Source organism: Ruegeria sp. BB10 (assembly GCF_056535725.1).
On sequence record NZ_JBQFIW010000001.1, the window covers coordinates 455,944 to 479,006 of the forward strand.

Below are 23,063 nucleotides of genomic sequence, written 5' to 3' on the forward strand. Positions count from 1 at the left end.
AGTCCAAGCGCCGAAAGAAACCCCGTTTCAGCTCACCAGATTTTCAATAACACGCGGCTGGCTGGGTCGTCTCAAACTTAACAATGCAAGGGGGCTGTAATGCTTTCTCGTCAAAAACAAATGTCTGTGCAGTGGGATCAGATTGACCCGGCTCTGCCCACTCTACCTAAGCAACAAAAGCTGGGCGATAGCCGCTCGTCTGGCCTGTTGCCAAAGCTATTCACAGGGCTCCTTGCAGCAGGGTTTGCGACCTTCGTTCTATTGCCATTCACTTCGACCCTTACGGGAACTGTTACGAAGGGTCTTGTCAGAAGAACTTTGCGTGAGCGGGGTAGGGGTGTTGCGTAGCTTTGCCCATCACCAGACCCGCCTCTTTCAAATACTTCAAAACCAGTCCAGAGATCATCCGCCTTGCGGTGATGTTATACATCCGCTTCCGCTCTCGCTTCGGAATGTCGAAGACCTGCTGCACGAGTGAGGCATCGACGTGAGCCACGAAACTGTCCGATATTGGTGGAACAGGTTTGGTCCGGTGTTTGCTTCTGAGACCCGAAGAAAGCGTATTCAGCAATTTAGAACATACTCCAAATGGAAGTGGCACGTGGACGAGGTTTTCGTGAAGGTGAATGGCAAGAGACACTTCCTCTGACGGGCTGTCGATCATGAGGGCGAAGTGCTGGAAGCAATCGTCACCAAACGCCGAAACAAGCAGGCCGCGTTGAAATTCCTCAGGAAATTGATGAAGCGACACGGTAAAGCGGAAAACGTCGTCACGGATCGCTTCGCCTCATACAGAACCGCGCTCAGAGAGCTGGGCGCGCTCAAAAAACAACAGACGGGTAGGTGGCTCAACAACCGCGTTGAGAATTCCCACCTTCCTTTCCGACGACGCGAACGCGCGATGCAACGTTTCAGGCGCATGCGAAATTTGCAGAAATTCGCCTCGGTCCACTCCTCCGTCTACAACCACTTCAACCAGGAAAGATCGCTCGCAACCAGAGATACCTTCAAGCTGACCCGCGCCACCGCTCTTAGCGAGTGGCGTCAACTTTGTTCCGGATAGGTTCGCGGTTTCCGAGGCAAACTGAGACTAGTTCGAATTAGTCTGACAGCACCAACTGCTGCAATCTGACCTAAAGCAGACACTGGTCTAAACTTCAGGCTGTGTATGGACTTCTTTCTTCTCTGACAGAGTTAATGCATTGTGCATGAGCATGTTTCGAGGATTGCATGAAGATAGACGAATACGATTTTGTCATTGTTGGCGCCGGTTCGGCCGGCTGTGTCGTTGCCGAAGGATTGAGTCGCGATCCGTCAGTTTCTGTCTTACTTCTCGAAGCCGGGCCAATTGACCGTAACGTCATGATACAAATTCCCGCCGGAGTTTATCGGGCCTTCCGAAACAAACGGATCAATTGGAATTACGTATCGGAACCCGAAGCCGGGTTGAATGGCCGCCGGATACCAACCCCGCGAGGGCGAGTTGTGGGAGGTCTTCTTCGATCAATTCAATGGTCTATATGCGTGGCCATCCAGACGATTTTAACCGCTGGGAGCGCGATCATGGACTTGCGGGTTGGGGGTATGCCGACTGCCTTCCTTATTTCAAGGCAGCCGAAAGCTATGATCAAGGAGCCAATGATTGGCGAGGAAACTCGGGCCTTCTAAAAGTAACGCGCACAGATAACACTGACCCACTATACGACGTTTTTCTTGAGGCTGGCGCACAAGCCGGACAGGGAGCAAGTGATGATCTGAACGGTCAGCATCCTGAGGGCGTGGCGCGCTATGACGCTACGAAAAGCCGCAATCGCAGGTGCAGCGCCGCAACAGCTTACCTGACCCCGGCATTACGGCGCCCGAACCTCAAAATGCAAACTGGAGCCCATGTCGAAAAACTGGAAATTCGCCGTCACCGCGTTGAGGTGTGACGTTCCAGCTGGCTGGGGAGCATAAGACTGTAAGGGCGAAACGAGAAGTTGTCTTGTGTGGCGGAGCGATCAACTCGCCTCAATTGCTCATGTTGTCCGGTATAGGTCCGGCGGATCATTTGCGTGATTGCGGCATCAAGTTCTTGCTGATTTGCCTGGCGTTGGCCAAAATCTTCGGGATCATGCCAAGATAAAGCTGCAGTTTGCCTGCCGCAAACGGCTTGCATTTCACCGCATCGGCAATCCTTTGGTCAGGGCGACCGCAGGTGCAATGGGCCCTGACCGGCCAGGCATCGCTACGTCCAACATATGGGAAGCGGGTGGCCTCATACGCAGCAATGATGATGTTTCCCATCCCAATCTTCAGTACCATTTCGGCCCCTTGGGATTTACGGTTCAAGGGGATCGTATCACGATCAATCAGGCGTTCTCAGTCAACGTAGATCATGCAAGACCACGAACGAAAGGCTACATCGAACTTAACCGCACCACGCCTCGGGGACCACCAAGGTTGCATTTCAATTATCTTGCCGACCCCGACGACCTGCGCGAAATGGGAGAAGGTGTGCTCCGCGCGCGAGAGCTTGTGGCGCAACCGGCCTTTGACGAATTTCGCGGCGCGGAAATGACTCCGGGTGCCGATTGTCGAACAAGTGAGGATATCGAGGCCATGCTGCGCGAGAGAGTGGAAACCGCTTTTCATCCGTCGTGCACCTGTCGGATGGGCTATGATGGACTGGCGGTGGTTGATAACAAATTTCGTGTGCACGGAATTGAAGCCTTGCGCGTAGTGGATGCTTCGGTTTTGCCAGAGATTACAAGCGCCAATCTCAATGCACCTACGATGATGATCGCGGCCGGGCTGTGGATTTCATGCGGAGTGCACCACAGTTGAAACCGATGCACGAAGAGGCGGTCCGCACAGGTAAGGAGCGCGCGCGATACAATTCTGTTGAATGTTGACTCAGGCTTTCTGGTCGCTGACAGCACACTGGGCATCTAAGCTGACTTTTGCGTCAACTGTAGCGAATTTACGCTTCGTCCCCCAAACTGTGAGTTCGGACAGCACCATAGCGCGCAATCGCAGCGAAAGACCGGTAACCGGATTGCGGCTGCAGCATCGTGAGGGTGGGACGAAGGTCTGGAAAGGGCCGTGAGACTCAGTTGGGGCGGGCAGCAGCGCTGCCTGCCCCGGAACAATACCTGTCCTCTCATGCCGAGGCTGTCTTGGGGCCATCTGCCTTCAACAGCCGTGCAAAGATCATCACATGCGTGACCAAAAGTACCGGCACAAAGAATGTTGGAATGAACCAAGTGGGGCCAAAGTAGTTAATTGCCTCGGCCTGGCGCAAGGCGTTCACCAGATCGACAGTACCAAGGATGTTGAAACCCCACACCAACGGAAGGGCAACCACTGATCTCCATCGCAAAGCGATAAGCGCGGCGATTGCCAGAAACGCCGAGAGTAGATCGCCATAGCTGGCGCTGGTTGCGAACACCTCGGGCAAACCTCCGTTGTTGAGATTTGGTACCATGAAGCTCATTCCGATGTGTCGGAAAGCATGCGGCAGCAGCAGCATTGAGAGCGCCGCAGCCACCGACAGCCGTGCAAGCCAAGGTGCAACGTACCATGCCGCGATCAGAGCAAAGACAAAGAGACTCATCGCGAATTGAAGAAGGAATATCACTGTGGGGGTCATCTGATCGATCCTTTCGATATGCGTCTGTTTACGTGAATAGGGGTGGGCAGACCTTCATGCTCGAGCTGCAGTTTGCGATACGCTCGCCTCGGCCCGGATTGTCCCCAGTGAAGCGGCTGGAGTAATCTCTTGGGCTTTTCCAGTGGCGACATCGTAAAGCAAGGCCGAGACGGTGATCGCGTCCGGTACCTCCGGTGCTGCCGCTAGACGCTTGATGTCTGCCGAAAGGTCGCTTTCCTGATCCGTGATTGCGTATTCGGATACGTTAATCCCAAGCTTTTTTAACAGCGCGTCCTGAAGGTCCGGATTGGACAGCCGCTCGGCTCCACATTGTGTGTGCTGCATCAGGATGACGTTGAACCCCTGTTCGCGGCCCTCCGTCATAGCGCTCACCAGAAAGGCGAGGGTGGCGATTTCTTCGATTGCGGCGCGCGTAACCCGTCCGCCATTGTTTCGGATCACAACCGCGTCGCCAAGCTCCAGTCCGAGGATGTGCGCGGATCGACCCGGGCATCACCGCAGGTCAGAACAACCGTTCGCAACTTTGGCAGGATCGGCAGGTCAGCACTGTCAAAGCCCGCAGAGAATTCCTGGTTTCGAGTGATAAGTTCGTCCTGAATGTTCATTTAGAGGTCCTTTCGTCTTGGGAGACAATCCTTCGTCGTTTGCGGTCTCAGGCAACACGCTTCGGTTCGGTTTGTACGTCCTTGGGTTGGTGCTTTTCTGTCCAGGCCGCATTGTCCTGACAGTACGAAGCGGATGAGAGCTGCACGTAGTCTCGCTGCTTCTGAGCGTGATCAAGATCGAACGGGCGCGTCGTGAGAATCTTCAGGAAAATGCCGATCGCGCCAATGCTGCCGGACAGGCTGCGCACCAGGTCGGGTTGTTCAGCAACCTTGCGTCGTACAATGCTTTCGAAGGCTTCTGGTTCGTGCCCGCTGACTTGGAACACGTCTTCGGTTGGGGCATTCACCGCGAAGGCGCCTCGCCTGTACTCTTCTGAATAGATTGCAAGCTGGGTGACTGCCGCTTCCGAATAGTTTGCAGGGCGAAGGGCTTTCAGCGCTTTGATCATCATTCGTTCGGAAATATCGACATAGCGTACCCGCCGCCCCAGCGCGCGGCCCATTGCTTCGGCGATCTCGTTGGGCGACAGCAGCGTTGGACCCGTGGGACGATAAGTCTTGCCTGCATGGTGTGCCGGATCCGTCAAGGCACCGACAACCACGCGGGCAATGTCTTCGTTTGAGGGGGCGGCATTCTTCTTCACGTCGCCGTCGCCGAGCGGCATCGTGAACGTCCCAAGATGGGCCGCCATGCCCAGTACCATCAGGTAGTTTTCGGCAAACCAGCCGACATTCACCGTGGTCACAGACATCTCGGGACGCATGCCGATCAGGATATCGCCCGGTATACTTCACGTGTAAACAGTGATGGGTGATCTACGCTCGAAAGCCATTGGCTAAGTGTAACGACGTGTTCGACCTTTGCTTCGTAAGTCGCAGCGGTGAAGACCGCACTGAAGTGCAGCCCATTGGGTGCTGTCGGAGCGCATTGATACGCCCGCTGCACGCCTTTCATCGCCGAGCGCATGTCGCTCAGGGAATACTGGTCACCCACGAATAGTTCAGCGCCCGCGCGTTCGAGAATATCAGAGCGATGATCCCTCTGCCGTATGAAAGCGCGGACAGGATAGGCTTTGGCTCTGAGTTGAAGCGCGACTTGCAGCCCGGTCTTGCCGCTTGCGCTGGTGACGAGGATCTTAGGCTTGGCAGGCACGGGCACACTCCTTTAGATGATGCTTGCAATCTATAATTTAGATGATACATGTAATCTTAATTGTCAACCCCGCCTAGGAGCGCGAAATGCCGAGAATGTCGGAAGCGGAAAAAGCGCAGTCACAACAGGATACTGGATGCTGCAGCGCAGTTGTTCCGCGAACGCGGGGTCGAAGCGACAAGCGTCGCTGACGTCATGAAGGCAGCCGGAATGACACATGGTGGTTTCTACCGGCACTTTGAGTCGAAGAGGATTTGATCGCGACAGCCTTCCGGCACGCGATCGACGATGTTGTTTCAGGCATGGAACGCGAGGAATCCAGCGAAGGGCGAGGGAAGGAACGTCAGGACTACAGCCAAGTACCTGTCCCAAGCTCATGTTCAAGACAGTCGGCATGGATGCCCGTTGGCGGCGATGGGAACCGAGCTTGCCCGCACCAAGGGCGCATCTCGGTACGCGGGCGCTCAAGCTTCGGATCGCATGGCGGCCCTTTTGCGGGACACGCCGGAAACCGGCTCGGACCAGGGCCTGGCTGCGATGGCACTCCTGATGGGTACGATCACTCTGGCTCGTTTGGCAGGAACTGAAGAGGAGGCTGACCGAGCTCTGGAGGCCGGACGCACTGCCATAGTTTTGCTGCAGGATCATTGGCCGAAAGGCAGGTCTTAAGCTGCGGCAGGGTATTCCGCGAGATTGGCGGCTATGTTGTGCGTTGTGTGAATTCGTTCTGTCGTCGATCATGCAGCCGCAGCGAATGGCAGCTTCGACGGGCCGCACAGCCGCAATCAGAACCTGTGGTCAAGGTCGGCTCTGGGCCGACGTCGGCTGGCGTAATGCTGAAGGTCTGCCAATGACTGCGAAGGAGCCCAAAGTAAGGTCTTGTCAGACTAACTTCGCTTGAGCGGGGCAGGGGTGTTGCGTAGCTTTTGCCAATGACCAGACCCGCCTCTTTCAAGTACTTCAAAACCAGTCCCGAGGTCATCCGCCTTGCGGTGATGCTGTACATCCGTTTCCCGCTCTCGCTTCGGAATGTCGAAGATCTGCTGCACGAGCGAGGCATCGACGTGAGCCACGAAACTGTCCGATATTGGTGGAACAGGTTTGGCCCAATGTTTGCTGCTGAGATCAGGCGGAAGCGTGTTCAGCAGCTACGCGCGTTCTCCAAATGGAAGTGGCACGTGGACGAGGTTTTCGTAAAGGTGAATGGCGAGCGGCATTATCTTTGGCGGGCTGTTGATCACGAAGGCGAAGTGCTGAAAGCAATCGTCACCAAACGCCGAAACAAGCAAGCTGCATTGAATTTCCTCAGGAAATTGATGAAGCGGCACGGTTAAGCTGAAGAAGTAGTCACCGATCGCTTCGCGTCGTATCTAGCTGCTCTCAGAGAGCTCGGAGCTACCGAAAAGCAGCAGACGGAAAGGTGGCTCAAAAACCGCGTCGAGAATTCACACCTTCCTTTCCGACGACGCGAACGCGCCATGCAACGGTTCAGGCGCATGCGAAGTCTACAGAAATTCGCCTCCGTCCATTCCTCCGTATACAACCACTTCAACCAGGAAAGATCGCTGACCAGCCGAGACACCTTCAAGCTGACCCGCGCCGCCGCTCTTAGCGAGTGGCGTCAACTTTGTTCCGGATAGGTTCGCGGTTTCCGAGGCAAACTGAGACTAGTTCGAATTCGTCTGACAGCACCGCCATATTAAAGGCGAAATCGACCACCTTCTGAATGCCTTTTGAACCGGCCAGTGTGCCAACTTTTCACAATGCAATTGAAAATTTCTGGCTTTGGTAACCTCTGGCCAACAGTCACCACGTGATGCGTATCGGTGACATCGCCCAAACCATTGTTGCCTCTTTCTCCGTCTTGTTGCGAAAGCGATGCGCGATCATGGATGGGTAGGAAAAGCTGTCTCCTTCGCGCAATGAAATGATCTCGTCCCCGAGACGTAGCTCAACTTCACCGCTAAGAACTATGGCGTGTTGCTCACCTTCAAAAGAATAGCCTTCGAGTGGCTCGGGTGGTTCTCCTGCGCCGGGGCGGAACCGTGATAGGATCAAGTAACAATGGCCGGACAATGTGCTTGAAAGCAACTCGTCCTCAAAACCTAATTCATCAGTTGAGCGCGTGTACATCGCGGACAGCGCCCTACGGTTTTCGCGTCGCACGACGTGCTTTCGCTCAAGAGGCCCGTTGCCTTCCTGTTTGGGAAAGAACCAATTGGGGTCAACTGCAAGCGCATCGCTGATTTCACCAAGCAGGTCGTCCGACACATTGGCCGCCCCAAGTTCAATTCGGCTGAGATAGGCTTTGGAGCACGACACCACCTCGGACAGGTGTTGTAGGGTCAATCCACGCGCTTTGCGCACTTCGCGAATTTCACTGCCGAGCCTTTGGGCGTCGGTCTGAGACACGTCACTTTTCATGACTTCAGAATAAATGATTTTAGTTGACTTTTCGAGCTCAAATCAACTTAGTTGAAAAGAAGGGGAAAAATCAACTGATTTTCCATCGGCTGGGAGAAAGTTATGCGCTTTGATTTGATTGCCAATTTTAGCCCCGGTGAGACGATTCCATGGACGCGCACGCTGGAGATGATCCTCGAACAGTGTTCGCTGGCCGAACAGGCAGGGTTCACGACCGCATGGTTCACCGAGCATCATTTTGCCCATAACGGTTACATGAATGCGCCGCCCAACCCGATCCAGATGGGGACCCACGTTGCCGCGCATTGCAAGACGCTGCGGGTTGGAACAGCGCCCATCATTTTGCCTGACTGGCATCCTTTGCGCGTGGCTGAAGATGCCGCGATGCTGGATAATATGACGCTGGGCCGTTTTGATTTCGGCGTCGCCAAGGGCATCAATGAACGCTCGACCCTCCAGTTCAATAAAGATGCCGACCGGCGCGATAATGCCAAGGTTATGCGGCTGTATCAGGAGAGCCTTGAGATTATCCTGAAAGCCTGGACCAACGAAGCGTTCACCCATCATGGTGAGTTCTATCGATTCCCTGTTCCCGGCTGGAAAGAGAGCAACCGGTTCTTTGACCCTCTGGATCCGCGTTATCACGATGAAGATGGCGAATACAAAGCGATGTATGTGCATCCGCGCCCCTATTCCAACCCTCACCCTCCGGTCTGGCTGATGTCAAATGCACCGCCCACATTCAAACTGGCCGGGGAACGCGGTTGGGGCGTGATCTCGATGGCGGCTGGCCCCAAGGCGACGCTGGCCTGTTGGGAGCCCTACCGCCAGGCCCTGTCGCAACGCGAAGGGCGCGAGGTAAGTCTTGGCGAGGGCGTTGGTGTCTGCACAGCGTTTTATGTCGGTGAAAGCATGGAAGAAGCGGTGAACACAATCCGTGGTCCGATCAATGCCTATTACGAATTTCTCGGCGGGTCGCGTCCCAAGGGGGAATGGACCAAACACGGCTATCTGGATGTCGGCGAAGAGATGACCCCCGAAGATGAGGACATGGACTGGTTCGATTTCCTCAACAAACGCGGGATCATTGTGGTGGGTGATGCCGAATATGTTGCGGATCGTTTTGCAGAACGGCAGGAAACCATCGGCCTCGATCACCTCATGCTGATGCAGCAATATACCGGCGTACCTTACGAGAAAATTCTGGCCAGCTGGTATCGTCTGTTTGAGCATGTCGTTCCCAGGTTCGGCACGCAGTCCATCGCGCAAAAAAGGATGCTGGAACATGCTTGAGATTTGGGGGCGACCCTATTCGTCGAACGTCATTCCGGTGATCTGGACAGCGAATGAACTGGGGTTGGACTACGCGCTGCAACTTGCCGGGGGCAGCTTTGGCAAGCTCGACACCGAGATGTATGCGCAGATCAATCCCAACAAGATGATCCCGGCGATCCGCGACGGGAATTTTGCGCTGTGGGAAAGCCTTGCCATCGTACGATACCTCTGTGATCGATACGGGGCAGGAACGCTGAGCCCATCCGATATTCAGACCCGCGCGATTGCGGATCAATGGATGGAGTGGTCGGCAAGCCGCGCCTTTGGGCCGGTGATCTATCTGTTCTTCGCAACGGTGCGCACGCAACCGGGCAAGCGTGACCCCGAAAAGATCGCCAAGCTGCGCGATGAGGCGCACGAGGCCCTGACCCTTCTGGACCGGCACCTTGCGGAGCGCACCTATGTCTGCGGTGACAGCTTCACCATGGCGGATATTCCCTTGGGATGTGTGGCCTATCGTTATTTTAACGTCGAGGTCGACCGCCCGTCCTTGCAGAATGTCGAGGCCTGGTATCAGCGGCTGGCGGAACGCCCCGCCTATCAGGATCACGTCATGCGCCCGTTCGGGACCAACCCCGATGAATGGGCTGCTTTGGAAAAAGCCTGTGCCAGCGAAGGGGTGCTATGATGGACGTCCGAGAATATCGCCGCGCACTTGGCGCCTTTCCGACGGGTGTTACCATTGTAGCCACCTATGACGCGGACAGAGAACCGTGGGGTCTGACCGCCAACTCATTCACTTCGGTCTCATTGCAGCCGCCGGTGATCTCGGTCTGTGTTGCAAAGTCAGGCCGGGTCTTCCCAACGCTGTCGCAATCGGATCATTTTGCGGTCAATATCCTGTCGGCCGAGCAGAAAGACCTTGCTATGCACTTTGCAAGCGATGTCGAAAACCGATTTACCGACACCGATTGGATCCCCGGAACCGCGACCCCCTTGATCCCCGGTGCCTCGACGCAATTGGAGTGTACGGTTCACAGCAGGGTCGACGCAGACGATCACGAGATCCTCTTGGGCCGCGTCATCAACTTCGCCCACGCGCCCGCTCCGCCCCTTGTCTTTTGCCGCGGCGCGTTCTTCTCCGCGCCCCAACCCGAGGCTTCATCATGAGCGATCATCTGACCTTTCACACACGCTTCGGCCCTGATGAATTCGACGCTCAATATAATCTAAGGGCAGGGCGACCGGACTATGAAGTGACCGTCATTCCCGGTTGGAGCAGCGATAGCGAGACAGCGCGCGCCACCTGCGATTGCAGCCTGGACCTCCGCTATGGGGAAGGCGAGAAGCAAAGGTTGGATGTCTTCCGCTGCTTGGACGCGGCTGCGCCGACATTGGTCTATTTCCACGGCGGCTATTGGCAGCGTGGTGACAAATCGATTTACAGTTTCATAGCGCCACCCTTTGTTGCCGCGGGGTTCAATGTTGTTGTCGTCGGCTACGATCTTTGCCCATCCGTGACCATTACGCGTATTTCAGAAGAAGCGCGTGAGGCCATGGCCTATATCTGGCGCAACGCGCGCGATCTGGGCATCAATCCAGACCGCATCACCGTGATGGGTCATTCCGCTGGCGGACATATCACCCAGATGATGATGGCGACTGATTGGCCTGCGTTTGGTGATGATCTTCCCGCGGACCTGATAAAATCCGGTATCCCGGTGTCACCGCTCAGCTATCTCGAACCGGTCCGTCTGACCGAAGCGCTGAATGCGGGCATCCGCATGGATCCAACAGAAGCCGAGGCTGAAAGCCCGATGACCAACCACCCCCCGGTCACCAATGCGCCTCAACTGGTTGTGGTCGGCGGTGCGGAAACCGAGGAATTCCACCGACAGGCACGCATGTATGTCGAGAAATACGAAACAGCAGATCGCAAGGTCGGTCTCTATTTCGTGCCGGGCGTGGATCACTTTGACGAACTGAATGTGCTTGTCGACCCGGCAAGCCCCTTCTTCAAACACACTTGCGACATGCTTCAAGGAAAAGGACTGCAATCATGACCGCTTTGACCCGTGACCTTGTCGACTCGGTCGGCGACGCTTTTAACGCGAACGACATTGACGCTGTGATGAAGCATTTTGCAGACGACGCGACATTTGACCATGCCGTTGGCCCCGAAGAACATGGCATACGTCTGGAAGGTGCCGAGGCCATTCGCAACGCCTTTTCATCCCTGTTTGAAAAGGTTGCGAACGTGCATTGGGAAACACTTGACTGCACCATTTCTGGAAACAAAGCCTGTTGTGAATATCGCCGCACGGCCACGCACAAGGATGGCACCAAGGAAGAGTTTCTAAGCGTCGACATCTTGACCTACCGCGATGGGCTGATCGTTCACAAAGACACGTATTATAAGCAACGCACAAGCTGATCCGACAGTCTCGGACGCAGCCAGACACGCAGTCGTTTTACCGAACCTTTCCCAGTTTGGTGCCGCTGGGGTTGCTGGCCCGAGCGGCTGTGACTTCTAAAGCCAGGTTTCATTTCCAGATTGGGGCTAAGCGCTTCTGACGTGGAAATTCAGGTGTTGAAATCCCGACCTTTGAACGTCATGTGTCCACTGGATGCAATCTTAGGGCGAGGCCGATTTGAACGCTCAGCCGAGATGTATGATTGCGGATCGATCGGGTGGTGAAGGCCGAAAATTGTTGCCATTGAAATTCACACCTAAGCATATGAAAATCGGCAATGCTAAATGGCGGCGCACCATATTATTTACAAAAAATATTATTATTCGTGAATTTTTTTACAAAATTATGTTTCAAAAATAGGAATTTATTGAGGAATTTTCATTCCGCTTTCCATTATTGAGATGCACAAAAGTGCGCTTTTGTCCGCTGGAAGAGGAGCCAGAGGGCGAAAGAACGAAAATGGGAGGAATGAATGACCAACAAATCTGTCACACGCCGCGGCGTGCTGAAGTCTGGTGCCGTTGCAGGTACCGGTCTGGCCCTGCCTACAATCTTTACGGCTTCGTCGGCTGCTGCTTTCACCAACGAGCCGACAGGGGCATCTGTCACTTTGGGTTTCAATGTCCCGCAAACCGGACCTTACGCCGAAGAAGGCAATGACGAACTGCTTGCTCAGCAACTGGCGGTCGAACATCTGAACGGCGAAGGGGACGGGGGTTGCCTTAATACCTTCACATCCAAGGCGCTTCAGGGGAACGGCATCCTTGGCAAGAAAGTCGAATTTGTTACGGGTGACACGCAGACCAAATCGGACGCCGCGCGTGCTTCTGCCAAATCGATGATTGAAAAAGACGGCGCGATCATGATCAACGGTGGCTCGTCTTCGGGCGTGGCTGTCGCGGTTCAGGGCCTGTGCCAAGAGGCCGGCGTGATCTTTATGGCGGGTCTGACCCACGCGAACGACACCACGGGCAAGGATAAAAAAGCCAACGGGTTCCGCCATTTCTTCAACGCCTACATGTCGGGTGCAGCGCTTGCACCGGTGTTGGCGGCTGAGATGGGCAAAGAACGTCGCGCCTATCATTTGACGGCCGACTATAACTGGGGTTGGACCCAGGAAGAGTCGATCGTTGCCTCGACCGAAGCCTTGGGGTGGGAAACGGTCAACACGGTGAAGACACCACTCGCGTCAACGGACTTTTCGTCCTATATCGCCCCGGTTCTGAACTCGGGCGCGGATGTTCTGGTTCTGAACCATTACGGCGGGAACATGGTGAATTCGCTGACCAACGCAATTCAATTCGGCCTGCTGGACAAGGTCGCCAATGGCAAGGACTTCAAGATCGTCGTGCCGCTGTATTCCGAGTTGATGGCCGCTGGTGCGGGTGAAAACATCAAAGGCGTCTTGGGGTCGATGAACTGGAACTGGCAGCTGCAGGATGAGGGCACCAAAGCCTTCGTGAAATCCTTTGGCGAGAAGTACGGCAAGCCTCCGTCCAACTCGGCCCAGACCTGCTATGCGCAAGTTCTGCTTTATGCGGATGCGTGTGAGCGGGCAGGAACCTTCAATCCATGCGGTATTGTCGAAGCTCTGGAAGACTTTGAGTTCGACGGGCTGGGCAATGGTCCGACTTGGTATCGCGGTGCGGATCACCAGTGTTTCAAGGACGTGCTGGTCGTGCGGGGCAACGAGAACCCGACCAACGAGTACGACACGCTGGAAATCGTCGAGATCACGCCGCGTGCGCAGGTCGAATACGATCCGGAACACCCGATGTTCGCCGGCGGTGAACTGGGTAAGTGCAACCCGGGCGCTTAAGGCCTTTGGCTGATGTCTGACCGCCGGTCTCGGCGGCCAGACCCCTTGTGGCCAGGCGCTAAAACCCGGTCACGACCACTCAATTACACTGACCAATCTTGAGGTGGGGCCGATGGACGCCATCCTACTGCAAATTCTCAACGGGCTGGACAAGGGCTCGGCCTATGCGCTGATCGCGCTGGGCCTGACGCTGATTTTCGGAACGCTGGGTGTTGTGAACTTTGCCCACGGGGCGCTGTTCATGATCGGAGCGTTCTGTGCGGTGACCTTACAGAAGCTTCTGAACCTGAGTTTCGAAACGGTTGACGAATCCCAGAAGGACTTTCTGGGCAACCCGCTGAAAGTTGAAACGCCTTATGTCGAGGCCTGGTTCGGCCCCGAGGTCGGAGCCACCATCATTGACTGGTCCGTTCCGCTGGCGATCCTTTTTGCGATCCCCATCATGTTGCTGGTTGGCTATGTGATGGAGCGTGGGCTGATCAAGCATTTCTACAAGCGCCCTCATGCGGATCAGATCCTTGTGACCTTTGGACTGGCTATCGTGCTGCAGGAAATCGTCAAGTATTTCTTCGGCGCTAATCCGATCCAGACCCCGCCGCCAGATGCGCTGAGCGGGTCGGTCGATTTGGGCATCATGGTTGGGTTCGACCCCAACGCGATCATCTATCCGATCTGGCGTTTGGTCTATTTCGGATTTGCGGTGGGCATCATCGGTGCGGTGTTCTCATTCCTGCAATTCACTACGTTTGGTATGGTCGTGCGTGCCGGGATGGCGGATCGCGAAACTGTCGGTCTGCTGGGTATCAACATCGACCGCCGGTTCACCATCATGTTCGGCATCGCCGCTGCCGTGGCCGGCCTTGCCGGGGTGATGTACGGCCCGCTTAATCCGCCAAATTACCATATGGGCATGGACTTTCTGGTTCTCAGCTTTGTTGTGGTCGTTGTGGGCGGCATGGGTTCATTGCCAGGCGCGGTGCTGGCCGGGTTCTTGCTGGGTATTTTGGAGAGCTTTGCCTCGACAACCTGGGCAACCACTACAATCCCGGGCATCAATCAGATCATCATCTACCTTGTCGCCATCATCGTGCTGCTGACGCGTCCACGCGGTCTAATGGGCCGCAAGGGCGTGATGGAGGAATAAGCCCATGTTGGGACTAAACAAAAAAGACACCGGCCTGCTGATCATCGTTGCGATCCTGACATTGCTGGCCCCCTTCATCCTGAACCCATTCCCTGAAGGCAGCGCTATGGCGCAATTCAATGCTGGGTATCCGGATCTGATGCAGCGTTTCGTGATCTTCGGCATCTTCGCCATCGGCTTCAACATCCTGTTCGGCTTGACGGGATACCTGTCTTTCGGTCACGCGGCCTTTCTGGGGGTGGGGTCTTATTCCGCCGTTTGGATGTTCAAGCTACTCAGCTACAACATCCTTCCGGCCATTGCGCTAAGTGTGGTCGTCGCCGGATTGTTTTCGCTGCTGATCGGCTTTGTCAGCCTGCGCCGGTCAGGAATTTACTTTTCAATCCTGACACTGGCCTTCGCGCAGATGAGTTTTGCGCTGGCTTATTCGGTGCTATCGAACCCCAAGTTTAACCTGACGAACGGGGAAACCGGCCTGCAAGTCTATGCAGATGATCCGCAGATCCTGCAGGGCGCCAATGCGCCGGACCTGCCGCACCTGTTCGGCTTACCGATGCGTGCGACCTACACAATGGACGTGGGCGCATGGAGCTTTGATTTCAACGCGGGCTATTACCTGTGCGCGGTTGTTCTGATGGTGGTGTTCTACCTGTCTATCCGCATCTTCCGGTCGCCCTTTGGCATGATGTTGCGGGCGGTGAAATCAAACCAACAGCGGATGAATTACACGGGTTTGAACTCGAAGCCTTACACGCTGGCGGCCTTTGTAATCTCGGGCATGTATGCCGGTCTGGCCGGTGGTCTGATGGCCGCGATGGACCCGCTGGCTGGTGCTGAACGGATGCAATGGACAGCCTCGGGAGAGGTGGTCCTGATGACTATCCTTGGCGGCACCGGAACACTGATCGGTCCGGTTCTGGGTGCTGGATTTATCAAGTATTTTGAGAACATCTTCTCGAAGATCAACGATAACGTCCTGCACAGCTGGTTCGCATTCCTGCCTGACGGGCTGGAGGATGCGGTTGTCTTCGTGATCCATCCCTTCATCGGTAAAGGTTGGCATTTGACGCTGGGCATCCTGTTCATGCTGGTCGTCATCTATCTGCCAGGCGGTCTTGTCGAAGGTGGCCAACGATTGCTCAACCGCTTTAAGCGCAAGAAATCTAATACCGACGATGCAACGTCGGGCAAAACAGAACCGGCCGAGTAGGGGGCGAACCATGGCAATTCTAAGAGTCAAAGATGTCAGCAAGCGCTTCGGTGGTCTCAAGGCGCTGACGGATGTAAACCTCAATGTCGAAGAGAACTCGGTCCACGCCATCATCGGTCCCAACGGTGCAGGTAAGTCGACGCTGTTGAATTGTTTGGTGGGCAAGCTGATGCCGGACACCGGGTCCGTTTTGTTCAACAACAATTCGGTACTTGGTTTGGAGCCGTTCCAGATTAACCAGATGGGCATCAGCCGCGTGTTTCAGACGCCCGAGATATTTGGCGAGCTGACGGTGATGGAAAACATGTTGATCCCGATCTTCGCAATGCGGGATGGGGCTTTTCGGATGCACGCCTATGAGACCATCGCCAATGAAAAGGCGGTTGTGGAACAGGCCGAGGCGATGCTGGAAGAGATGAATATGGCTGACAAACGCGAAATGCACGCCGCTTCGCTGTCCCGTGGTGACAAGCGGCGGCTAGAGATCGGCATGTGCCTCAGTCAGAACCCGCGCTTGCTGCTGTTGGACGAACCCACGGCGGGCATGGCGCGGGCTGATACCAACAATACCATTGATCTGCTGAAGCAAATCAAGGACGAGCGCGACATCACCATCGCGATCATTGAACATGACATGCACGTGGTCTTCAGCCTGGCCGAACGCATCACGGTTTTGGCGCAAGGCACACCCCTGGTTGAAGACACGCCTGAAAACATTCGTGGCAACCCAAAGGTCCGAGAGGCCTATTTGGGTGAAGCAGCGTAAGGAAAAGCTATGAACGAGAAACCTGACTTTTCGAAAAACGCGAACAGGGCCAGTACCGCACCTGCGTTTCTTTCGGTGTGGGATATGCATTCATACTACGGAGAAAGTTACATAGTTCAGGGTGTCAGCTTCAATGTACACGAAGGTGAGATTCTAGCTCTTCTTGGGCGAAACGGCGCTGGCAAGACCTCGACGCTCCGTTCCATCGCAAGGGTCGGAGAGCCGGAAGTAAGGCATGGCGAAATCTGGCTGGATCACCAACCGCTGCACAATATGACAAGCTACGAAGCGGCTGCTGCGGGTCTTGGTCTTGTCCCGGAAGATAGGCGAATTATTCCGGGCCTAACTGTCGAAGAAAACCTGCAGCTTGCGCAAATCGCGCCGCCGATTGGATGGTCGCTGGAAAGGTTATACGAGTTGTTCCCGCGCTTGGGCGAGCGCCGTAAACAAGAGGGAATTACGTTGTCCGGCGGCGAACAACAGATGCTGTCAATCGCCAGAGCACTGGCCAGAGACATCAAGGTCTTGCTTTTGGATGAGCCTTATGAAGGTTTGGCCCCTGTCATCGTCGACGAGATCGAAAAAACGCTTATTCATGTCAAGCAACAGGGCATGACCACGATCATCGTCGAACAGAACGCCGTTCGTGCTTTGGAACTGGCGGACCGGGCGATTATTCTGGATACCGGGAGCATTGTGTTTGATGGGACTGCGAACGAGGTGCTGGAAGATACCAATCTTCGGGAAGAGTATCTGGCGATATAAGTATCCTGTTTAGCCGCCTGAAAAGTCTAAAAATATTAGGCTTTTTAGGTGCTTGAAATTCGCTGACTTGGGCGGTTTCGGATAAACCATTGCCCGTCTTTCAAAGACAGTCAAACCTGCTGGCCACGCACGTCACCAACCCATTCTGTGTGGGGGTTGGCCTTCACTTCCTCAAGCATTTTTAGAACTTCGGCTTTCCAACCAGCCTTGATCTTTAAGGCCAACTGAGACGGCGGGCGGTGAGCGGGTTCAAGGATCGCATATTCATACCTGAGCGGATTGCCCAAAGGCACGAACACAACCTTGTCGTTGGACAGATTCATCTCACGTTCCGTTGCGACGGTCAGCGGATCAACTATCGTGCAGCACTGGCCCGAACTTACAAACGGAATGAGCGGTAGGAAATACTGACAGGTCACGGTCGGGTTATAGTTGGCGGATATGTCCTGAAACTCTCGCCGGACTTTGCGCTGAAACGGATGGGTTGCGTATAGCCCGCCCATCGGCGTTCCGTCCAAATCGGAAATCGTAATGCTGTCCTGGGACGCAAGCGGATGATCGCAATCTATTGCGCAGAAACAGTCTGCCTGAATCAGTTCGACCGAATATTGTGCTTTTCGTCCGGCTGAATGCTCGAAATCAGCAAAGCCGAAATCGATATTCTGCGTTCCCGCAAGTTCCATAATTTGCGGAGAGCTCCGCGAGGACAACGTGATTTGAATGTCCGGGTTTTCACCCACCGACTGACTGATGAACCGCGGGAACAAAAAGGCCGAAGGGCCCGGCATCGTTGCGATATTCAGGCTGCCGGAATGCCCTTTGATCAAACCCTCCATGGTGTTTGAGATCGTTGACAGGCGATCCAGAATGCCTGCGGTCTCGGCCAGAAGGTAATGCGCCTCGGGGACCGGAACCAGCCGACGTCCTTTGCGTTCAAACAATGTCAGGCCCAAAGATTTTTCGAGGTTCTTGAGGGCAAGGCTGATCGCAGGCTGCGTCCGATGCAATTTCTTGGCAGTCTGAGAGATGGAGCCGGACTCCATCACCTCGCGAAAAACGGTGAGTTGGGTGAGGTTCATGCTCAATGTATAAGTTAAAATTTAGTTTTGTGAAATATAACAAATTTGTATTTATGAGAATTGCCTTTACGCTTGCAGGATCGAAGTCGGGCGAACCGAATCCGACGTTCCAACTTGGGAGATGACAATGAAACTAGTGAAATGCTTGACTGGACTGGCTTTGGCTGGCGCGCTGGCCGCACCGGCGTTGGCGCAGGACCCGACCTTTTTCCGCATCGGCACCGGCGGTGCTGGCGGAACCTACTTCCCCATCGGCGGCACCATCGCAAACGGTATCTCGGCCCCTCCGGGTTCGCGCCCCTGTGAAGAAGGCGGCCAGTGCGGTGTTCCTGGTCTGATCGCGATTGCACAATCGACCACCGCGTCGGTGTTCAACAACGCGGCTGTTCAGAACGGTGAGTTGGAAGCTGGCCTTGCGGCGGCGGATGTCACCCGCTCGATGTATCTGGGTGAGGGCAAGTTCGAAGGCAAACCGCACCCCAAGCTGCGCATTGTCGCCAATCTGTTCCCCGAAGACCTGCACCTGGTGCTGCCCGCCGGATCGACGATCAACGATCTGGGTGATCTGGAAGGCAAGCGTGTCGGTATCGCGCAGGCTGGCTCCGGCACGCAGGTTGCCGTGCTGCAGATGCTGGACGCCTGGGGTGTTAACCGCGACAACATGGACGAAGCCGAGCTGAACAACAGCCAAAGCGCCGAGCGTTTGGCCGATGGTCAGCTGGACGCCTACTTCTATGCCGCAGGCTGGCCGGTTGCCGCGATGGTACAGCTGTCCTCGACCAAGGGTATGAACCTGCATTCCTTCAGTGACGAAGATCTGGCCAAGATCAACGAGATCATTCCGGCCTATATCCCCTCGGCCATTCCGGGTGGTGTTTATGAAGGTATCGATGGCGAAACCAAGACCCCGGCGGTCAGCGCGATGTTGGTTGTGTCCTCGGACCTGTCGGATGATCTGGTCTATCAACTGACCAAGGCGATGTGGAACGACAACACACGCAAGCTGCTGGACAATGGCCATGCCAAAGGCAAGCAGATCACGCCGGATACCGCGCTGGACGGCGTCGAAGCGCTGGGCGTTCCGCTGCATCCGGGTGCCGAGAAGTTCTATAAAGAAGCTGGGCTTCTTCAATAATCAAATCTCACCGTAACCTATCGTCCGGTGCCCCATTTCGGGGCACCGCACACTTGAATTATGCGAAATCAGGGGGCCATCATGACCGAGACCCAGAAACTTGATGACCACGAACTGACGGCCGAAGAACTTGCGGCCATCGAAGAACAGTTCGACGAAGGCGCCGCTGTTCGGCAGGTCACACCAACCACCGGTAAGGTCCTGCGCGTTGTTGCCCTGATCTTTGCGTTTTACGAATTCTTTACTGCCGGGTTCGGCCTGCCTGCCGACCACTGGCATATGGGCATCTATCTCGCCCTGCTGTTCATTCTGGTTTACGCGACCATTCCGATTATCGGATCGCAAAGCCTGTACGCGCTCAAAGTCAGCCGGTTCCGCATCGGCAACATCCCCCTTTACGATCTGGTCTTCATGGCGCTGGGTATCATTGCCGCGCTGTACGTCGGCTTCGCCTGGCGTGGCATTCCCTTTCTAGGGATCGAGGAGCAGACGTTCCGAATGGGCAACCCGAACGGGTATGACGTGTTCCTAGGTGTCGTCATCATCCTGCTGGTGCTGGACATCGCGCGCCGCACGCTGGGTTGGGTTCTGCCGCTGATCATCTGTGTATTCATTTCATACGCGCTGCTGGGGCCGTATTTCCCCGGTCTGCTGCAACATCCCGGTGTGAACTTCAAAACTTTCGTGTCGTCGATGTATTTCCCGCAAGAGGGTATTTATGGCGTCACTCTGTGGGTTGTCTCAACCATCGTGTTCCACTTTGTCCTGTTCGGCGTGATCGCACAGCGCACAGGTCTGGGACAACTTTTCATCGATAACGCCACGATTTTGGCGGGCCGCTATACTGGCGGTCCGGCAAAAGTGTCGGTGGTATCCTCGGCCTTCTTCGGCACGATCTCGGGTTCTTCGGTGGCCAACACCGTATCAACCGGCGCGCTGACTATCCCAAACATGAAGCGCCTAGGATACCCCGGCCATTTTGCAGGCGGGGTCGAGGCCGCGTCTTCGGCTGGTGGTCAAATTACACCGCCGATCATGGGCGCTGCGGCGTTTATCATGGCCGAGTTCCTTGAGGTTCCGTACACCACCATCGTGATTGCGGCGATCTTCCCAGCGATCCTGCACTATGTCGGCGTCTTCGCCGTTGTGCATCTGATGGCGCGTAAACTGAACCTGCAAGGTCTGGCCAAAGAGCAGTTGCCGCAGCTCAAGGCTGTGTGGGCCGAAGGGTGGGCGAACATTGTGCCCCTGATCGGTCTGCTGGTGGTCCTGTTCACCGGTTACACGCCGTTCATGTCGGCCTTCTGTGGTATTTCGCTGGCAGTGATTGCGGGCATGTCGCGGATCAAGCAACCTCCGACGTTGATCTACGCAGCCGCCTTCCTGGCCTTTGTCCTTTGGAAATTCTCGGATGGCGGATTTGATCTGACTATGACGGCCATTCTGTGCGGCCTTTCGGTTGTCGCAACGCTCAACCCGCAAAAACGGATCGAAGTGCCCGAAATGCTGCAGGCGGTCGAGCTGGGCGTGAAATATTCGCTGGCCGTGGGTGCCGCTGCCGCAGCCGTGGGCATCGTGGTCGGAGTGATCAACACTACCGGCATCGGGTTCCGCATCGGGTTTATGGTGACGCAGGGCGCAGGCAATCTGGCATCGGATCTGTACAACATGATCTCGTTCGGCAGCTTCCAACTGTTTGCGATGGAAGACCTGCAACTGTTCATCTCGCTGGTCTTCATCGCCATCGTCTGCATCCTGATGGGCGCGGGTATCCCCACCACGGCGCTGTACATCATGCTGGTGTCCGTCGCGCAGCCTGCGCTTGCGCAGCTTGGTGTCCCGCCGATCGCCAGCCACCTGTTTGTGCTGTACTATGGGGTGGTCTCGGAAATCACGCCGCCAGTCTGTACCTCGGCCTATGCGGCGGCGGCCATTGCGAACTCGAACCCGTTCCGTACCGGGCTATCTGCCTTTACGCTCGGGTTGGGCAAGGTGATTGCACCGATGGCTTTTGTCTATGCGCCGGTTCTTCTGTTTGTGTCTTCGACCGGGTTTGACCTGTGGGAATTCACCTATACGGCATCAAGCTGTATCGCCGGGGTTATCGCCCTGTCCGCAGCCGTCGTGGGATACTGGCTGAGCCCGTTGAACATGGTGTCGCGTATCCTGATGGCGGTCGCCGGGTTCATTTTCGTGGCGCCGACCCTGACTGCCGATCTGGTCGCACTGGCCGTGGCTTCGCCAGTCATCATCACGCAGTTGATCGCCCGCAATCGCAGTCATTCGGCGGCCTGATGAAATGACAGAACAAGTCACCATTATCGGTGCCGGCATCGTCGGCATCTGCTGCGCCTTGTCGCTGCAAGAGCGTGGCATTCCGGTCCGGCTTGTCGATAGAGGCGAGCCGGGTCAGGAAACCTCGTTCGGGAATGCGGGTGTGGTGTCGCCCTGGTCGATTATCCCGCAGGCGATGCCGGGGATCTGGAAGAAGCTTCCCCAAATGCTTTTGGATCCGAAAAGCGCGCTTTCGGTGCGGCCCAATTTCTGGCCAAAGATGATCCCCTGGGGTTTACGTTTTCTGGGCAATTCCGGTGAAAAGACCGTTCGCGAAGTGTCGGATGCGATGGATCTTTTGTGTCGCCCGTCAATTGACCTGTACCGTCGGCATCTGCAAGGCACTGGCTGCGAAGATCTGATTACCGACAGCTACTATGTTCATGCGTTCCGTCGTCCCGAACAGGCTGATTTGGAAGGTCTCGACTATCTTATTCGTCAGGAAAAGGGTGGTGATCTTGAGCGCGTTGACGGGCACGAGCTGCGGCGTCTTGAACCTGCGCTGACGCCCGAGTTCAAAGCGGCGGTGCTGATCAAAGGTCAGGCCCGTTTAACCTCGCCGGGGCGCGTTGGCGCAGTTCTGGCGGAAAAAGCCCGCACGCAGGGGGCAGAGATCGTAAAGACCGAGGTCACCGGACTGACCTTTGTCCAAGGTGGCGGATGGCATCTGTCCACACCGCAAGAAACGCTGCACGCGCGCAACATCATTCTGGCGGCTGGCGTATGGTCTGCTGAATTTTTGAAACCGCTGGGTCTAACCGTCCCGCTTGTCGCCGAGCGGGGATACCATGTTCAATTTCAGAACCCTGCTGCCAGCCTGAACAATTCGGTCATGGATGTGGATGCAAAGGTCGTTGCCAGCTCGATGGTCGATGGGCTTAGGGTTGCCGGAACGGCCGAGTTTGCAAAGGTCGACGCACCGGCCGATCCGCGCAAAGAAAAAATTCTGACAGAGCAAGCCAAGGCGATGGTGCCGGATCTTGATACCAGCCAGGCACAGTTCTGGATGGGTCGGCGGCCTTCATTCCCAGACAGCCTTCCTGCGATTGGGCAACTTGACGGGCAGGCCGGGCTTTATACGGCGTTCGGGCATTCTCATTATGGCCTGATGATGGCCCCTAAAACCGGCGAACTGGTTGCCGATCTTGTGTCGGGACGCAAGCCCAACGTCGATCTGGCGCCATTTTCACCGACCCGGTTTTGAACCTGCGGCACACTCACCTTGAAA

General features: G+C 55.6%; 25 protein-coding genes and 2 pseudogenes. 20 read left to right on the forward strand and 7 right to left on the reverse strand.

What is annotated here, in order from left to right; genetic code table 11:
* Window positions 1–356: 356 nt before the first annotated feature.
* The 4 genes and pseudogenes from ACR3EP_RS02330 to ACR3EP_RS02345 all read left to right on the forward strand — a co-directional run bounded on the left by ACR3EP_RS02330 (window position 357) and on the right by ACR3EP_RS02345 (window position 2,826).
* A pseudogene (locus ACR3EP_RS02330) lies at window positions 357–1,063 on the forward strand (IS6 family transposase).
* A gap of 448 nt (window positions 1,064–1,511) precedes the next feature.
* Window positions 1,512–1,931: a GMC family oxidoreductase N-terminal domain-containing protein gene (locus ACR3EP_RS02335; protein WP_480636130.1), complete on the forward strand. Its 420-nt coding sequence runs from the start codon at window positions 1,512–1,514 to the stop codon at window positions 1,929–1,931.
* On the forward strand, window positions 1,928–2,125 hold the full coding sequence (locus tag ACR3EP_RS02340) for a GMC family oxidoreductase N-terminal domain-containing protein (protein ID WP_480636132.1): 198 nt from the start codon (window positions 1,928–1,930) through the stop codon (window positions 2,123–2,125). The genes ACR3EP_RS02335 and ACR3EP_RS02340 overlap by 4 nt, the downstream gene beginning before the upstream one ends.
* The gene (locus ACR3EP_RS02345) at window positions 2,059–2,826 is read left to right on the forward strand and encodes a GMC oxidoreductase (RefSeq protein WP_480636134.1); all 768 of its coding nucleotides are present in this window, start codon (window positions 2,059–2,061) and stop codon (window positions 2,824–2,826) included. The genes ACR3EP_RS02340 and ACR3EP_RS02345 overlap by 67 nt, the downstream gene beginning before the upstream one ends.
* 316 nt (window positions 2,827–3,142) lie before the next feature.
* Here ACR3EP_RS02345 and ACR3EP_RS02350 read toward each other — a convergent pair whose 3' ends face one another.
* Genes ACR3EP_RS02350 through ACR3EP_RS02370 form a run of 5 tightly spaced genes read right to left on the reverse strand, consistent with a single transcriptional unit; the run spans window position 3,143 to window position 5,410 of the window.
* Entirely contained in the window at window positions 3,143–3,631 is a 489-nt protein-coding gene (locus tag ACR3EP_RS02350; protein WP_170348200.1) for a hypothetical protein, read from the reverse strand.
* 54 nt (window positions 3,632–3,685) lie between these two features.
* A complete protein-coding gene (locus tag ACR3EP_RS02355; RefSeq protein WP_480636136.1) occupies window positions 3,686–4,093 on the reverse strand; it encodes a carbonic anhydrase in 408 nt (135 codons plus the stop codon).
* On the reverse strand, window positions 4,090–4,257 hold the full coding sequence (locus ACR3EP_RS02360) for a hypothetical protein (RefSeq protein WP_480636138.1): 168 nt from the start codon (window positions 4,255–4,257) through the stop codon (window positions 4,090–4,092). Before ACR3EP_RS02360 ends, ACR3EP_RS02355 begins: the two co-directional genes overlap by 4 nt.
* A gap of 47 nt (window positions 4,258–4,304) precedes the next feature.
* The gene (locus ACR3EP_RS02365) at window positions 4,305–5,003 is read right to left on the reverse strand and encodes an NmrA family NAD(P)-binding protein (RefSeq protein WP_480636140.1); all 699 of its coding nucleotides are present in this window, start codon (window positions 5,001–5,003) and stop codon (window positions 4,305–4,307) included.
* A gap of 23 nt (window positions 5,004–5,026) precedes the next feature.
* Window positions 5,027–5,410 carry an NAD(P)H-binding protein gene (locus tag ACR3EP_RS02370; RefSeq protein WP_480636142.1) on the reverse strand — a complete coding sequence of 128 codons (384 nt, stop codon included), beginning with the start codon at window positions 5,408–5,410 and terminating at the stop codon, window positions 5,027–5,029.
* Window positions 5,411–5,470: 60 nt separating this feature from the next.
* Between ACR3EP_RS02370 and ACR3EP_RS02375 the strand changes: the two genes are divergently transcribed.
* The 3 genes and pseudogenes from ACR3EP_RS02375 (at window position 5,471) to ACR3EP_RS02385 (ending at window position 7,050) form a co-directional block, all read left to right on the forward strand.
* Entirely contained in the window at window positions 5,471–5,668 is a 198-nt protein-coding gene (locus ACR3EP_RS02375; RefSeq protein ID WP_480636144.1) for a TetR/AcrR family transcriptional regulator, read from the forward strand.
* Window positions 5,669–5,698: 30 nt separating this feature from the next.
* Window positions 5,699–6,079, forward strand: coding sequence for a TetR family transcriptional regulator C-terminal domain-containing protein (locus ACR3EP_RS02380; RefSeq protein ID WP_480636146.1), 381 nt, complete (start codon window positions 5,699–5,701; stop codon window positions 6,077–6,079).
* Between the two features lie 263 nt (window positions 6,080–6,342).
* Window positions 6,343–7,050: pseudogene (locus tag ACR3EP_RS02385) on the forward strand (IS6 family transposase).
* 166 nt (window positions 7,051–7,216) lie between these two features.
* Here ACR3EP_RS02385 and ACR3EP_RS02390 read toward each other — a convergent pair.
* Window positions 7,217–7,822: a helix-turn-helix domain-containing protein gene (locus ACR3EP_RS02390; RefSeq protein ID WP_170393444.1), complete on the reverse strand. Its 606-nt coding sequence runs from the start codon at window positions 7,820–7,822 to the stop codon at window positions 7,217–7,219.
* A gap of 114 nt (window positions 7,823–7,936) precedes the next feature.
* Between ACR3EP_RS02390 and ACR3EP_RS02395 the strand changes: the two genes are divergently transcribed.
* The 10 genes from ACR3EP_RS02395 to ACR3EP_RS02440 all read left to right on the forward strand — a co-directional run bounded on the left by ACR3EP_RS02395 (window position 7,937) and on the right by ACR3EP_RS02440 (window position 17,287).
* Window positions 7,937–9,127, forward strand: coding sequence for an LLM class flavin-dependent oxidoreductase (locus ACR3EP_RS02395; protein ID WP_480636148.1), 1,191 nt, complete (start codon window positions 7,937–7,939; stop codon window positions 9,125–9,127).
* A complete protein-coding gene (locus ACR3EP_RS02400) occupies window positions 9,120–9,797 on the forward strand; it encodes a glutathione S-transferase family protein (RefSeq protein WP_480636149.1) in 678 nt (225 codons plus the stop codon). Before ACR3EP_RS02395 ends, ACR3EP_RS02400 begins: the two co-directional genes overlap by 8 nt.
* Window positions 9,794–10,279, forward strand: a complete 486-nt coding sequence (locus ACR3EP_RS02405; protein WP_480636151.1) for a flavin reductase family protein — start codon at window positions 9,794–9,796, stop codon at window positions 10,277–10,279. The genes ACR3EP_RS02400 and ACR3EP_RS02405 overlap by 4 nt, the downstream gene beginning before the upstream one ends.
* Window positions 10,276–11,172, forward strand: coding sequence for an alpha/beta hydrolase (locus tag ACR3EP_RS02410; RefSeq protein ID WP_170374673.1), 897 nt, complete (start codon window positions 10,276–10,278; stop codon window positions 11,170–11,172). The genes ACR3EP_RS02405 and ACR3EP_RS02410 overlap by 4 nt, the downstream gene beginning before the upstream one ends.
* Window positions 11,169–11,543 carry a nuclear transport factor 2 family protein gene (locus tag ACR3EP_RS02415; protein WP_170393452.1) on the forward strand — a complete coding sequence of 125 codons (375 nt, stop codon included), beginning with the start codon at window positions 11,169–11,171 and terminating at the stop codon, window positions 11,541–11,543. The genes ACR3EP_RS02410 and ACR3EP_RS02415 overlap by 4 nt, the downstream gene beginning before the upstream one ends.
* A 512-nt stretch (window positions 11,544–12,055) precedes the next feature.
* Window positions 12,056–13,402 (forward strand): substrate-binding protein, encoded by a 1,347-nt coding sequence (locus ACR3EP_RS02420; protein ID WP_170348210.1) that lies wholly within the window; start codon window positions 12,056–12,058, stop codon window positions 13,400–13,402.
* Window positions 13,403–13,514: 112 nt separating this feature from the next.
* Window positions 13,515–14,546, forward strand: a complete 1,032-nt coding sequence (locus ACR3EP_RS02425; protein ID WP_170348211.1) for a branched-chain amino acid ABC transporter permease — start codon at window positions 13,515–13,517, stop codon at window positions 14,544–14,546.
* Between the two features lie 4 nt (window positions 14,547–14,550).
* Window positions 14,551–15,756: a branched-chain amino acid ABC transporter permease gene (locus ACR3EP_RS02430; RefSeq protein WP_170348212.1), complete on the forward strand. Its 1,206-nt coding sequence runs from the start codon at window positions 14,551–14,553 to the stop codon at window positions 15,754–15,756.
* Between the two features lie 10 nt (window positions 15,757–15,766).
* Window positions 15,767–16,522 carry an ABC transporter ATP-binding protein gene (locus tag ACR3EP_RS02435; protein WP_170348213.1) on the forward strand — a complete coding sequence of 252 codons (756 nt, stop codon included), beginning with the start codon at window positions 15,767–15,769 and terminating at the stop codon, window positions 16,520–16,522.
* Window positions 16,523–16,531: 9 nt separating this feature from the next.
* Window positions 16,532–17,287 (forward strand): ABC transporter ATP-binding protein, encoded by a 756-nt coding sequence (locus ACR3EP_RS02440; RefSeq protein ID WP_170348214.1) that lies wholly within the window; start codon window positions 16,532–16,534, stop codon window positions 17,285–17,287.
* A gap of 110 nt (window positions 17,288–17,397) precedes the next feature.
* On the opposite strand, the gene ACR3EP_RS02445 is transcribed toward ACR3EP_RS02440, so the two are convergent.
* Entirely contained in the window at window positions 17,398–18,366 is a 969-nt protein-coding gene (locus ACR3EP_RS02445) for a LysR family transcriptional regulator (protein WP_170409257.1), read from the reverse strand.
* A 127-nt stretch (window positions 18,367–18,493) separates the two neighbouring features.
* Between ACR3EP_RS02445 and ACR3EP_RS02450 the strand changes: the two genes are divergently transcribed.
* From ACR3EP_RS02450 to ACR3EP_RS02460, 3 genes are all read left to right on the forward strand, one after another.
* Window positions 18,494–19,501 (forward strand): TAXI family TRAP transporter solute-binding subunit, encoded by a 1,008-nt coding sequence (locus tag ACR3EP_RS02450; RefSeq protein ID WP_170348216.1) that lies wholly within the window; start codon window positions 18,494–18,496, stop codon window positions 19,499–19,501.
* An 81-nt stretch (window positions 19,502–19,582) separates the two neighbouring features.
* Window positions 19,583–21,796, forward strand: a complete 2,214-nt coding sequence (locus tag ACR3EP_RS02455) for a TRAP transporter permease (protein WP_480636155.1) — start codon at window positions 19,583–19,585, stop codon at window positions 21,794–21,796.
* A gap of 4 nt (window positions 21,797–21,800) precedes the next feature.
* A complete protein-coding gene (locus ACR3EP_RS02460; RefSeq protein ID WP_480636156.1) occupies window positions 21,801–23,039 on the forward strand; it encodes an NAD(P)/FAD-dependent oxidoreductase in 1,239 nt (412 codons plus the stop codon).
* The last annotated feature ends 24 nt before the right edge of the window (window positions 23,040–23,063 follow it).